Below are 14,458 nucleotides of genomic sequence, written 5' to 3' on the forward strand. Positions count from 1 at the left end.
TTTGCTTATTTGTAATCTTGCCAGTCTTTGATCTGGATATCTTTTACATCCATCGTGCAGAATGCTTCGATAAATGCGCTAGCCAGACGAGCGTTGGTGATCAATGGTATGTTATGATCGATCGCAGCACGACGAATCTTGTAACCGTTGGTCAGCTCGCGTTTGCTATGATCTTTCGGGATGTTTACAACCAGTTCGAATACGTGGTTGCTGAACATATCCATGATATTCAGGTCGCCCTGTTCATCCGGCCAGCATACGGCAGTCGCTTCGATTCCGTTCTCATTCAGGAACTTGGCGGTTCCGGCAGTACCATAGATCTTGTATCCCTTTGTGCTCAGCAGGCGGCAGGGTTCCAGCAAATCTACTTTGCTCTTGGCTGCTCCCGAAGAAACCAGGATATTCTTTTTAGGAATGTTGTTGCCAACAGCGATCATGGCAGACAGCAATGCTTCGTTGAAGTCGTCGCCGATACAACCTACTTCACCGGTCGAGCTCATATCCACACCCAGTACCGGGTCGGCTTTATGCAGACGGGCGAATGAGAACTGAGATGCTTTTACACCGATCCAGTCGATATCGAAAGCGCTCTTGTCCGGTTTGGTATAAGGAGCATCCAGCATGATGCGTGTAGCCGTTTCGATGAAGTTGCGTTTCAGCACTTTGGATACGAACGGGAAGCTACGTGATGCACGCAGGTTACATTCGATTACCTTCACGTCGTTGTTCTTAGCCAGGAACTGGATATTGAACGGACCACTGATGTTCAGCTCTTTGGCGATCATCTTGCTCACCTTCTTGATGCGGCGTGCTGTTTCGAAATAGATTTTCTGGGCCGGGAATACCAGTGTAGCGTCACCTGAGTGAACACCGGCAAACTCGATATGTTCGGAGATTGCATATTCAACCACTTCGCCGTTCATGGCTACAGCGTCGAATTCAACTTCTTTCGCTCCTTGCAGGAATTCGGATACGACAACCGGATATTCTTTGGAAACCTTGGCGGCCAGATCCAGGAATTCGATCATCTGTTCCTTGTTGTGGCAAACGTTCATCGCAGCTCCTGAAAGTACATATGACGGACGGATCAGGATCGGGAATCCTACCTTTTCGATAAATCCGTCGATCTCTTCCATACTGGTCAGCTCTGCCCAACGCGGCTGGTCGATGCCCAGTGTATCCAGCATCGCGGAGAATTTGTGACGGTTCTCAGCGCGGTCGATCGACAGCGGAGAAGTACCCAGCACCGGAACATTCTGGCGATACAGTTTCATTGCCAGGTTGTTCGGAATCTGACCTCCCACGGATACGATTACACCCTTCGGCATTTCCAGGTCCATTACATCGAGTACACGTTCGAAAGAAAGTTCGTCGAAATACAGACGGTCACACATATCGTAGTCGGTAGAAACCGTTTCCGGGTTATAGTTGATCATGATCGACTTATAACCCAACTTGCGGGCTGTCTGGGCTGCATTGACCGAACACCAGTCGAATTCTACGGAAGAACCGATGCGATAAGCACCTGAACCCAGGATAACCACGCTCTTGTCGTTCTTGTAGTAAGGAATATCATGTTCGCTGCCATCGTATGTCATGTACAGGTAGTTCGTCAGTTCCGGATGTTCGGAAGCGATTGTGTTGATACGTTTTACGCTCGGCAGAACGCCCAGTTTCTTACGCAGGTTACGTACACGGATGTTTTCTTTTTCCATGTTTCCTTCCGGATTTTCAACGTAACGGGCGATCTGGAAGTCAGAGAAACCTAAACGTTTCGCTTCTTTCAGTACATCTTCGGGCAGATCTTCGATCTTATTGTATTGAGACAATACTTTCGTATAGTCTACGATATTTTTCAAACCGTTCAGGAACCACGGAGTGATCTTTGACAGTTCGTGGATACGTTCTACGGTATACCCTTCTTCCAGCGCTTTTGCTACGGCGAAGATACGCAGGTCGGTCGGGTTTGCCAAGGCGTCGTCCAGGTTGTCGAATTCCAGGTCGTTGTTTCCTACGAAACCGTGCATGCCCTGTCCGATCATACGCAGACCTTTCTGCATGATCTCTTCGAAGCTCTTACCGATCGACATGATTTCACCTACAGATTTCATGCTTGAACCGATCAGGCGGCTTACGCCAACGAACTTAGTCAAGTCCCAACGCGGGATCTTCACGATCATATAATCAACTTCCGGAGCTTTGTATGCCGAGTTCGGAGTACCCATTTCGCCGATTTGATCGAGGCTGTAACCCAATGCAAGTTTAGCGGCAACGAAAGCCAGAGGATAACCGCTTGCTTTAGATGCCAGGGCGGAAGAACGGCTCAGACGAGCATTCACTTCGATCACACGGTAGTCGCAAGTATCTGAATTGAATGCGTACTGGATGTTACATTCACCTACGATACCCAGGTGGCGGATCGTCTTGGTAGACAGTTCTTTCAGCAGATCCAGCTCCTTGTCGGTCAGTGAGCAGGTAGGGGCAACCACAATACTTTCACCGGTATGTACACCCAGCGGGTCGACGTTTTCCATGCTTACAACCGTGAAGCAATGGTCGTTTTTATCGCGGATTACTTCGAATTCAATTTCTTTCCAGCCTTTCAGCGATTCTTCCACCAGGATCTGTGAAGAATAAGCGAAAGCGCTTTCTGCCAGTGTGCGCAGTTCTGCTTCATCCTTGCAGATACCGCTACCCATACCGCCCAGTGCGTAGGCAGAACGGATCATTACCGGGAAACCGATCTTGTAAGCAGCTTTCACTGCATCTTCCATCGTTTCAACAGCCTGGCTGATCGGAGTTTTTACGTCGATTTCATTCAGTTTCTTTACAAACAGGTCGCGGTCTTCTGTGTACATGATAGCTTCAACAGAAGTTCCCAGTACCTTTACGCCATATTTGGCAAGTGTGCCGCTGGTGTATAACTGAGTACCGCAGTTCAGGGCAGTCTGGCCACCAAAAGCCAGCAGGATTCCGTCCGGTTGTTCTTTTTTGATTACTTCTTCAACAAAATACGGAGTGATAGGCAGGAAATACACCTTGTCTGCTACCCCTTCCGATGTTTGGATAGTTGCAATGTTCGGATTCAGCAAAACGGTACTGATACCTTCTTCTTTCAGTGCCTTCAATGCTTGTGAACCGGAATAGTCAAACTCTCCGGCCTGTCCGATCTTCAGGGCACCCGAGCCCAGAACAATCACCTTTTTGATTCCAATCTTCGACATAGTAATTGGGTTGTTTTGTTTATTAATATATTATAGAATGTTATATCTTACTTAATCGCCACTTGCGGGACACAAAAAAAATGCGTTAGTAAAAATAACCAACGCATCTTATATAAAGAAATTATTATCCCGTAAATTAAAGAAATGAGCTTCGATATCCGGCGTTGAACCGGAAATAAACATCGGATTACAAGTATGTATCTTATTCGTCATGAAACTCTTCCTTCCAAAATTTCGGCAAAGATAGGGGATATAATTTAAATGTGCAATAAAAACAAAGGGATTGTTCTATTTACTGTTTGCCATTTGTTGTAAAAGAAGTTGATAGACTTCTTCTTTCATCTGCCTGGCGGGCTTGAAGCAGGTGTCCGGCTGTTTGGTCAACACGGAATGGGCGGCTAGCCTGAGCTTGTCCGGGTGGTAGTAGTTTGTTTCCGCATATAATTTGGTTAGCAGATAATAAGTATCTATCTGTTCCGGAAGAATATGCAGGCATTGCAGTAAATATTTCTCAGCCAGCTTATAAAGTCCGAGTTGCTGGTGGCTTTGGGCAAGGATATAGTAGAATTCGGGATCAGCACTTAACCGGATGGCCCGACGACTCCAGATGATGGCATTCGAATACTGTCCGGATTGTTGCAGGCACCGGGCGCCTTCCAGCAGGAACTCGGTCCGGTGGGAGAGGCGCGGGTACAAGCTCATATATCCTTGTGCGGCAACCTTCTGTTCCTCCTTTTCTACCAGGATCCGCAAAGTCTTCCATTCTTTGTACGGTTCGTAATAACTTCGTTGTCCGAAAAACAGGATACAGGCGACTAAGGCAGCGAATGTCCCGATGTAAGGAAAACTTTTCACAGACGGTTTCTGTTGTTTTTCCGTCCGGGTGACACACATTGCCGAGAAGAAGATAAGCAGAACCCAGAATGACGGTAGTTGCAGCGGATAGGAATACATGGAGAAGAAAAGTAACGAAAGGATACCTCCCGTTGCCCCGACCTGTTTGTTTTTCAACCCGTAATAGAGGCAGAAAGCAATCCATAACGCAAAAAGGAGTAGTCCGGCGATACCGAATTCGAGTCCTATCTGCAAATAATCGTTGAAGGCGAAAGGGGGACAGGTCGCAGCCATCCGTTCCGTATCGGAGGCTTTCGTCGACGCTAGGTAGTCGGCCTGTGTCTGGGCGAATGAGACGGGGAAACCTCCCAGACCAGTGCCGGTGACAGGCTTGTTCAGTATGGCCTGGGTCGTTACGTTCCACATCAGCATCCTGTTGGCAGATTTCTCGGTATTGAAAACACTGCCCAATGTCGGAAGTCCGGAAATAACGATAAATAAGACAATGCAGCTGACGATCACTGTCTTATTATGCTTTATAACCCTTTTCTTCAATAACTGCCACCCTGATTTCCGGAGATAGAAGACCCAGCAGCATGAGATTCCGGCTGCCAGCCACGCTGAATGGCTTTTCCCGCCGGGAAGTCCTATCAGGATGAGTATGATCGTGAATGCCGACAGGTAGAATAGCATCGTCCTTGTTTCCCACCAAGCCAGTTTGTCGCAATCGCGAAACCGTAAAGCCAGGTTCAGGCATACAGGGAGTACGATTGCCAGATAACCGGAGAAGGGGGCGGGGCTGAAAATAAGTCCGTCACCTTTGAGTAGCGGATGGTTTGTCGATGCTCCCCCGTACAGTTGCCCCATTCCCCAGGCCGCTTCGAAGATACCTGTACATATAATAATGGACAGGAAGAAAAGCCTGAGTTCCGGGTGGGCTTGCAACGTGGCTCGCAGCATAAACCATAAGGTCGTAATTTGTCCGACGAAAAGAAGTCTTTCCGGTTCCGGGTCCAGCTCATAGTTGTAATTTAGCAAGGCCAGACCGGCAAAAAGTAATAAAAGTCCGTCGGGTAATGAGAAGGTAAAATTGCTTTTTTTCACTGTGGCTTCCATAAACAATACACTGAATGCAAGTAATAAAATAGAGAAATGAAACCAGAATACTTTACCTGTGATGGTTCCTTCAGCAATTTCGGGATTTGCAGCAAATACAATGCACAAAAGTAACGCTCCGCTCGTAGAGAGGGATAATAGTCGTAGATACTTAAATAAAACTTTCATCTTTAAATTATTTTTAGGGTGATATCGGACTTTCAACTTCTGCAACTTTTCTGCTCCTGCATAAAACATTTAAGACGTAAGAAGGGTTTGGATAATTAACAAATCGTCCAAGAATATCACAAAATTAGGAAAGAAAAACAGTTATTGGCGGTTAAGTATTAATAAGGTGATTATTTCTTCAAAGTAAAAATAGGCAGGTATATGAAGATACCGAGGATCGACATGGTCAATCCGCCGATGGTCCCGGCTGCCAGCGGAAACCAGAACGCTTCTTTATCGGGACCTAACATAAACGGAATAAACCCGAGTATGGTAGAGATCACGGTCAGGAAGATCGGTGTGATCTTGGCATTCCATGCTTTCAGGTAAAGGCGCCAGGCGGGCATTTTGGGCCTGGCTTCGCGAAGTTGGTTATATTCGTTTAATATATAGATACTTGCATTTACCGTGATACCGCATAGCAGGACAAACGACGCAAACCCTCCCTGGTCGAAATTCAGCTTGAACCAGTAGAATGTCAGGAACACCCCAATATAGGAGATAGGGATGACGAAGATAACAGCCAGCGGTTGTTTCAGCGAATTGAACAGAATACTGGTCGTAAAGAAAATAATGGCAATGATCAGCAGTAATAACAGATACTGTTTATTGTCTTTGGTGTTCCAACTCCAGTAATTACTATCCGATTTGGCAGTGTATCCCATTGGTAACGACGCGTTGAATTCTTTCAGTTCACGTTCTTGTATCTTGCTCCCCTGATTGGATGCGCCAATATATTCATATTGAAGGCACAGGCGGTATTGCTGGTTCACCTTGGCTACTTTCTGCGGCATCTGCCCTTTTTCGACGGTGGCCAGCTCCGACAGTTTATAAGGTTTGCCCTTAATGCTCTGGGGGACGTATTGCATGCTCCAGACATCATAATCTTTTGACTGGCGCGAACTTAGTTTCAACTTTTCCGTTTCATTGTCGACAACGATCGTACCGCTGTAGATATCTTTCCCGAACACCGGGTTGATGGAGGCGAACAGTTCGATCGGCAGGATATTTTCCTGTGCCATCCGTGCCTTGTCCAGATTGAAATAGAATTCCTGATAATCGTCTTTCCACCAGGAGAATTCGGAGTTGATCAGTACTTCCTTGATACGGCGGTAAGTAAGCAATCTTGCTTTTAGCTGTTCCGCCCATTCATATAATTCGTCATAGTTATAGCCGAACATTTCAATACGGAACGAACCTGCTCCTTCCCGTACGTCGTTGCTGAAGCCCTGGTCCTGGAGTCCGTACACACCCCAGCTACCGCCGCCCAGTTCCAGCGCCTTGCTGATAATCTTGCTTTTCAGTGTATAAGGGAATCCGCTTCGCTCTGCCGCTTTGGTGAAATAAATACGTATGCCCGCCTGCCGCGCACTGTAAATGTTCGTCTGGAACTGGCGTATGTCCTTGAATGTGCTGAGGTAAGCCTCCATGCGTCCCATCAACTGATTCATCTGTTCCAGTGTAGTCCCGTTGGGAAGTGAGGCAGTGACCGACAGGACCGTTTCGTCGTTGCGGGTAAAATAACTGCCTTCATACACTTTTTGCACGAACAGGCGCAAGGTTCCTCCCAATGCTTTGTCCATTATCGGCTTGACTTTCTCCTTATAGGTCTCGCTTGAGACAATCTTGTTGTATTTTTCAATGAGTAGCGAGTCTGTAGCCGTATATACCTTGTCCTTGTCATCCATTTCTATTTTTTCGGGGAGCAGGAAGACCGGCAATCCGAAAGCCAGTAGCAACAGGAAACATGCGGTCTTTTTCCATCGGCAAAGGAAGCTGATCTGTGCATGGTAATATCTGTTGAAATAGACCGGGAACCGTTTGATTACCCTGTTGCCCCATTTCCGGAACCGGACGAATCGGCTGCTTTTAGCCCCAATTAATGAACGGACCTTTTTCTTGGCATGTTTCTTTTGTCCTAATCCTAACTTTTCGATCATAGCGGGAACGAAGAACAAGGCAATTGCCAGTGATACTGCCAGGTTGATGATCACCACGGCCGCAAAATCCTGTAGGTTCAACCGAATCTTTTCATCGAGGAAGAAAATGATGACAAGTGCACCGATAGTCGTCAATGTAGCCGTCAGGATGGAAAGGAAAGCCTTCCGGTTGTGGCGGTTACGTATATGGTCGGTCATTACGATCGTGTTATCTATCACCAGGCTTAACGAGATAGTGACACCGGCCAGTGAGTAAAGCTGCATTTCAAGTCCTGCCAGATAGAAGAAAATGACGGCAATACAAAGATTCACACTCAGGCTGACCACGATCAGGAACAGATAGCGCACATTCCGGGTGATCAGCAGGACGAACAATAAAAGAATCAGGATCGTAAGTCCCGTACGTACATATATCTTATCCAGTTCATTCTGGATAAACTCGGTCGCGTCATAACTGGTATGCACCTCATATCCCTGTGGTAATAACTGGCGGATATGTTCCATCTCCTCTTTCACCTGCTTGGCGAGTTCCAGCTGGTTGGCTGTCTCTTCCGCACGGATGGAGAGATAGATCGAGTTCAGTCCGTTGATACGGTAATAGCTTTGGGGAGCCTCTTCCTGGCGGGTGACTTTCAGCAACTGGTCCAGGCGTATCAGCTTCCCTTCTTTACTGGTGACGGTTATGTGGGAAGCCTCGAAACCCTCCCGTACATCTTCCGGTATCAGGGCGAGGCGAATCCATTCCTCCTGTTCGTTTGTATTGACATTGCCGGTTCCCAGGAATTCTTTGTTATAGTATTGAGCGATCGCATTCTGTATGTCATTGGTGGTAATACCGAGCGACACGAGTTGCCGGCTGTCATATTCCAGCCGCCATTCCATCGGTGTGGCCCCGCGTACATCGATCCGGTAAATACCCGGGATACCGGCGAGGCGCGGTTTGATCTGGTCCTCCGCAAACCGTTGGATAAAGATCGGAGTTGCCGCCGCATTCAGCGTATAGGTCATGAACGGACCGGATTCCTTGTCGTCCGGGCGGCTCATCTCCAGTATCGGATAACTTAACCCGTCGGGCAGGCTGGGCCATGTCTGGCGTACGATCGTGGATGCCTCGAAACGGGCGGCATCGATATTGGTATGTTTGTCCAGTTCCAGTGTCACATATCCCCAGCCATTTCCGGAAGTGGAGTTGATCTCCTTGATTCCCTTGATACGTGCCAGCATCGATTCCAGCCGCGAAGTGACCTCCATCTCGATTACACGTGCCGAGTTGCCGGGCATATTATAGCTGACGGTCAGCCGGGGCAATGTGCGTGAGGGAGACAGCTTGATCGGCAGGAGAGGGATGAAAGCCAGTCCTGTCAGCGCCACACAAAGGAAGGTGACGATGATCGTAAAGGATGATATCTTGGGAGATGTGCTCATTGAATCTGTTACTTATAGTCCGTGCGTAAAATCAAATTCCCGTGCCAGTGATATGCCGGTTTCAAAATCATGCAGTGTCAGTTTCCGTATTTTAAAATAACTCAGCCAGTAATTTTGCAGGGCGGAGATATAGTTGCGCTGTGCTTCCTGCTGGCGGTTCAGCGATAAGGTCAGGCTGTTGATGTCCGCCTTCCCGATCATAAACCGTTGCTTTGTCTCACTGTAAGCCATAACAGCCAGGTCGAGCGCCTCTTCTGCGCTTGAGATCAGGTTTTGCTGGATATTGAAGTCACCGACAGTCATGATCACGTCTTCCTCTACCGTCAGTTCCTCCTGGCGGGCGGAAATCTGTGTCACATTCAGATTATTCTTGGCAATGTTATGTTTCCCTTTTCGTACGCCCCAATCGACGAGAGGGATAGATACGGAAACGGATACCATATCTTGTTGCAGCGGGTCGCGATATGCGTCACTCAGTTTGGTCGCAACCTGGTTGAATCCTATGCTGGCGTTGATGGAGGCATTGAACATGGCCTCTTTTTTTGTCTTATCCACTTGCTGTTCGGCTTCAAGTACCTGTTGTTTGGTGTCAAGGAACTTCGGGTTGTTTTCGCGGGCAAGTGTCAAAGCTTCGTCAACAGAAATATGCATATCTTTCGGACGTCCCGGCAGGTTTAGTCGTATTTCCGTGTTTTTGTCGAAGTTGAGGAAAGAAGCGAGACTGAACATCGCTCTTTTCAGAGATATTTCCGCGTTTTGTAATGTATTTCGTGCGTTGACGGCATCCAGTTTCAATGTCAGTAGCTCTGCTTTGTTGATCGATGCAATCTTATGTCGCTCCTGTCCTGTCTGGTATAAGGTATCGGTTGACGCTACATTTTCTTTAGCCAGATCATATTCCGCCTGTGCCATGGCCAGGGCAAAGAAGTAGGAGGTAGCCTGTTCACTGATATTTTCAATATTGTACAGTAATTCCTTTTTCGCCTTCTCATATTTGAGTGGCTCGATTTTCCGTTCCCACCGGAAGGGGTTATATCCTAACAGACTTTGGTTATAACCGATTCGGATCGGCACGGTCGTAAACTGGTTATAAGCATTATCTCCGAAATTACGCATATACCCTAAATCCGAATCCAGGTAGAAAGTACCTCCCAACAAGTCGAAATTCTGTTTGATGGCGAGGCCGCCCTCTGCATAATAAGATTGCTGTTTTCTGTAAACATCGATATCATTCTCGGAATCATATCGTCGTGTGATATCGCGATAATACTGTGCCGGAGTCAGGTTCAGCGTCAGGCTTGGCAATCTTCCCGCCTTGAATGTCCTGTATTGCCAGTATCCGGCCAAAAACATATTCTTTGTCCTGAATGCCTCCAGCGAACTATCCGCCGCCAACGTGATTGTTCGCTCCAGCGACAATGTAAGCGGCTGGGCGTTCAGATAGACTGAGGTGAATAACAGGAATGATAATAGTATCTTACATATCTTCATAACGGCATTATATATAATTCGTTAAACTTCAGTTTGTTTTTGAGGGATCACTGCATTCGGGTCGTGCTTACGGTAAATGAACCAGTATACCAACGGAATGATGAACAGGCTGACGGCTGTACCGATCAGCATGGCTGAGATCATGGCGATGGAAAGGGGTTTTTGTAACTCGCTACCCATGTCGAATGAGAACAGCAACGGGACCATACCGAAGATGGTGGTCAGCGAAGTCATGATGATCGGGCGCAGACGGCGGCGGCCGGCTTCGTGGATCGCTTCCATCAACGGAACACCTTCCTTACGTAATTCATTGATCGCATCCAGTTTCAGGATGGAGTCGTTAATAATGATACCGCAGGTCACCACGATACCGATGGCACTCATCAGGTTCATCGTATGTCCGCAAATCCAGAGTACCAGCAGTGATGCAGCTACGTCGATCGGAATCTCGATCAGTACGATCAGCGGCTGCAGAAAGCTTTCGAACTGGGCTGCCAGGATGAAATACATTAGCAGGATAGAGATCAGCAGGATCACCACCAACTCATTCAACATCTGTTTGTTGGAGAAGAAACTACCGGAGAAATCGATCTCCCAGTTCTGTTCGCCTAACTTCTTCACCTCTTCCATCAACGGTTCCGCCTTCTTGACATCATAGAAGCTGAACGGGATATATTCGCCGTTCTTACCAGCCGTAACCGTCTTCAGGTCTTCCCCTTGCGTCACCTTAACCAGTGACTGCAACGGGATGTACTGGCTTTTTCCCTCTTTGTCGGCCTGCGTCCGGACCAGTGTCTGCTGTAAGACTTCGTTCACCGTCTTACCGTCGCCGGCCAGGGCAATCGGCAGATATTGCTGGTAGGAACGGAGGGTCGCCACTTCATTTTCTTTGAAAGCCGTTTTCAGCAGGCGGTATACTTCATTGTAATTTACATTATAAAGTAGTAACTTCTGCCTGTCGACCGATATATTCAGTTGGTTATCGAAGGCGACTCCCACCGGTGCAATACCGGTAGACGCTTTCATCTGCGATTCCAGTTTGTGCAATGCCTGAGCCTCCGGAGCTTCCGCTTTGTTGCGGGCATAAAATTCTGCGACCACGTCAGCTTCTCCCGTCACGAACAACTTTTCGAACACCGTGATCGGCGGAGAGAAGGAGAATACAGCCTGCGGATAATTAGTATCCAACCATTGCGTGATCTTTGCCTGCAAGGGAGAGATGGCAGATGATTTTTCTGTCTTGAAATATAATTCGGCTTCCGAAGAAGACAGTTCCCGGTCGCGGTTCAACAGGAATTGTTGTTGACCGACATAGGAGGTATATTCCTGTACATCGTCTGCGATCTGGGCAAACAGTTTGTTCACCCGTTCCCGGTTTTCGTCGATATGGATGTTTTCGTTCCACTCGATATGGGCGATCAGTTCGTTCTGGTCAATCTCAGGCATCCTGCTTTTAGGTACTTCATAAAACAGCAGGGCGCATAATGGCAATGTAACGAAGATAAATATGATATTCGACTTTTTATGACGGAACACGAAATTGACTCCAGCATCGTAGAAGCGGTCCAGCGTATGTTCTTTGATCAGGTTGTTGATCCGGAGATTGAATCCCGTATGTTTGATATCGGGAATGCTGTAAACCAGCTTGTAAAGTACCGGAAGCAACATGATACCCGTGAAATAGGAGACCATCAGCCCGACTGTCACCGCGAAAGCCTGGTCGTAGAATATAGCTCCTGCGATACCACTCATGAATACCAGCGGCACGAATACGGCGATTGTCGTCAGTGTGGAACTCAGCATCGGGGTGATCACTTCGCTGGTCCCCATGTTACAAGCCTCTTCCAGCGTATACCCTTTCGACCGGTACTGCATGATATTCTCCGTCACAATGATCGAACTGTCGATCATCATACCCAGTGCCAGGATCAGTCCGGAAAGGGAAATGATGTTCAGCGACATCTTGAACATATAGAAGAAAAGGAAGCTGATAATCAGACTGACCACCATACTCAGGCCGATCACTGCCGGACTCTTGATATCCCCCAAAAACAGGATAGCCACTATACATATAAATATAAAGCCGAGCGACAGGTTCTGTTTCAGGTTTGAAATCGTATAATCCAGCAACTCCGTCTGGTTCCGGCTGACGCTGAACTCTATATCCGGATAAACCGTTGCGAAATACGCAGTAACTTCCTGCAACGCCTCCTTCATGTTATCCATATTCTCGTCCGCCTGCTTGATCACAGCCAGTGTAACCGCCCGTTTCCCGTTTGAAAGTGAGGCGCCTGTCTCCTTTTCCGGTACCACCGCCACCTTCGCCAGGTCTTTCAGCTGGAAGATACGGTCATTTTTATGGAGATAGATATTTTGTACGTCTTCCGGTGTGCGCAGTAAAGTTGAGAATTTGATGTTGTATTCATAATATCCGTCCCGTACGGTCATACTTCCCGGCTCGATATTGTTCGAATTCAGGGCCGATTCCAGGTCATCCAGCGTGATACCGGCCATTTCCAGTGTTTTCATGTCCGGCACGATCTGCAACTGCCGTTTCATCATCCCCGTGATATCTACCATTGCCACTTCCGGCAACTGCTCGATACGCCGTTTGATAACCGATTCGGCAAACTGGCAAAGGTCCAGGAAAGCAGCCTCGCTGTCACCTGTTTTCAGCGTCAGATTCAGGCAAAAGACCGGTATGTCCGTTGCGCTCGCCTTGATCACCCGCGGACGTTCTATTTCGCGCGGCAGGTAGTTCATGGCAGCGTCTATCTTTTCGTTCACCTCGATGAATGCCAGGTCCGTGTTAGTTCCGAAGTCGAAACTCAGTCGGATGATGCCGGCACCGTCGCGTGTCTCGCTGTGTATATCGCGCAGGGCAGCCACCTGCATCAGCTGTTGCCGGATCGGTTTGACTACCGTATTCTCCAGTTCGCGGGCCGACGTATTCTGTCCGGACACCTGTATGGTGATCTCCGGTATCGCAATATCGGGCAACAACGATACCGGGATGGTAAAGTAAGTCACCAACCCCACGATAAAACAGGCTGTAAAGGCCATCAGTACCGCGATAGGACGTTGTAGTAGGAATTTGACCATAACAAATTTTTAATTTTCAATTATCGTTACCGGTGCCTCGTGTGCCAGATTGATATTACCGCTGGTAATGACGAAATCATCCTCTTTCAGGCCGTCCCCTTCCGAACTTGTAATCGTGTAGCTGTCTGCATTTTCCAGACCGGTATGTACATATACCCAGCTAGCCTTGGTTCGGGTGCTGTCGAGTTTGAACACCACTTGCTTTCCGGACCGGAGAACGACGGCACTTTTCGGTACGACCAGTTGTTTGCCCAGCGAACGGTGGATGCTGACACGGACGTTCATTCCCTCGAATAACTTCCCTTTGTCCGTTACCGCCGCTTTCACCTGCACCATGCCGTTTTCATCGACCAGCGGGTTTATTTCGGTGATGCGTCCTTCGGCTTTTGTGTCGTTCAGGGCAAAAGGAGTGACCTCCACCCGGTCGCCGTTCTTGATCAGAGGCAGTTCGCTCTCCAGAACAGTGAACGCTGCTTCCAGGCTGCCCGGATCGATGACCGTGCAGAATATATCGGAGGTAGAAGCTGTATTATATTGTTTGGCAAACAGATTGGCAACGATACCGTCGAAAGGAGCCGTCAGTACGGCATTCCGTTCTTCATATTCTGCCAACTGGTATTGGATAAGCGCCTGATCGTAACCGCTCTTTACCCGGACAAGCTGCATGGTGGCGGGAGGGACTTTGGCCGAGTCTGCCAGCGCATATCCCTGGCCGATCAGCACGTCTTGCAGTTCCAGTTTCGCCCGTTCCAGGGCATCTTTGGAAGTGGCCGTTTTGTTTTTCAGCCGGAAGGTCGACAATTCAGCCAGCTTTTGTCCTTTGCTTACCCGGTCGCCGTTCTTTACATGAATCGTAGCGATCGGTTCGGCCGACTGAAACCGCAGGTCGACATGGCGGCGTGCCGACAATTTGCCGTTACTCACCAGTTCATGGTTGAAGTCGGTAGCCTTTAGTGTCATCACGGTCACCTCGTTGGTTTCGTCCGGTAAAACCGTTTCAACAGTTTCTTCTCCTTCACTGCTGTCTTTTTTGTCACCGGAACAGGCTATCATCCCGGAGAGGAGCAGTATTGCCAGCAAATTGTAGTATTTCATATTCATATAAGCTATGATTCAAAT

The 14,458-nt window shown here is 48.1% G+C and carries 6 protein-coding genes; all 6 read right to left on the minus strand.

Annotated elements, in window-relative coordinates; all coding sequences use genetic code 11:
- Positions 1–5: 5 nt before the first annotated feature.
- The 6 genes from carB to C825_RS04310 all read right to left on the minus strand — a co-directional run bounded on the left by carB (position 6) and on the right by C825_RS04310 (position 14,434).
- Complete coding sequence (gene carB, locus C825_RS04285) at positions 6–3,224, minus strand: carbamoyl-phosphate synthase (glutamine-hydrolyzing) large subunit (protein WP_010801522.1); 3,219 nt, start codon at positions 3,222–3,224, stop codon at positions 6–8.
- Between the two features lie 288 nt (positions 3,225–3,512).
- Positions 3,513–5,342 carry an O-antigen ligase family protein gene (locus tag C825_RS04290; RefSeq protein ID WP_010801523.1) on the minus strand — a complete coding sequence of 610 codons (1,830 nt, stop codon included), beginning with the start codon at positions 5,340–5,342 and terminating at the stop codon, positions 3,513–3,515.
- Positions 5,343–5,512: 170 nt separating this feature from the next.
- On the minus strand, positions 5,513–8,746 hold the full coding sequence (locus C825_RS04295; protein ID WP_010801524.1) for an efflux RND transporter permease subunit: 3,234 nt from the start codon (positions 8,744–8,746) through the stop codon (positions 5,513–5,515).
- Between the two features lie 12 nt (positions 8,747–8,758).
- Entirely contained in the window at positions 8,759–10,237 is a 1,479-nt protein-coding gene (locus C825_RS04300; protein WP_007655624.1) for a TolC family protein, read from the minus strand.
- A gap of 21 nt (positions 10,238–10,258) precedes the next feature.
- Positions 10,259–13,339 (minus strand): efflux RND transporter permease subunit, encoded by a 3,081-nt coding sequence (locus C825_RS04305; protein WP_010801525.1) that lies wholly within the window; start codon positions 13,337–13,339, stop codon positions 10,259–10,261.
- A 9-nt stretch (positions 13,340–13,348) separates the two neighbouring features.
- Positions 13,349–14,434, minus strand: coding sequence for an efflux RND transporter periplasmic adaptor subunit (locus tag C825_RS04310; RefSeq protein ID WP_044215204.1), 1,086 nt, complete (start codon positions 14,432–14,434; stop codon positions 13,349–13,351).
- Between the last annotated feature and the right edge of the window lie 24 nt (positions 14,435–14,458).

It is taken from the genome of Parabacteroides sp. ASF519, from assembly GCF_000364265.2.
GTDB classification, from domain to species: Bacteria; Bacteroidota; Bacteroidia; order Bacteroidales; family Tannerellaceae; genus Parabacteroides; species Parabacteroides goldsteinii.

Coding starts and splice junctions, on each gene's coding strand:
- carB (WP_010801522.1), bottom strand. CDS start 3,224: ATGTCGAAGATTGGAATCAAAAAGGTGATTGTTCTGGGCTCGGGTGCC.
- C825_RS04300 (WP_007655624.1), bottom strand. CDS start 10,237: ATGAAGATATGTAAGATACTATTATCATTCCTGTTATTCACCTCAGTC.
- C825_RS04310 (WP_044215204.1), bottom strand. CDS start 14,434: ATGAAATACTACAATTTGCTGGCAATACTGCTCCTCTCCGGGATGATA.
- C825_RS04290 (WP_010801523.1), bottom strand. CDS start 5,342: ATGAAAGTTTTATTTAAGTATCTACGACTATTATCCCTCTCTACGAGC.
- C825_RS04305 (WP_010801525.1), bottom strand. CDS start 13,339: ATGGTCAAATTCCTACTACAACGTCCTATCGCGGTACTGATGGCCTTT.
- C825_RS04295 (WP_010801524.1), bottom strand. CDS start 8,746: ATGAGCACATCTCCCAAGATATCATCCTTTACGATCATCGTCACCTTC.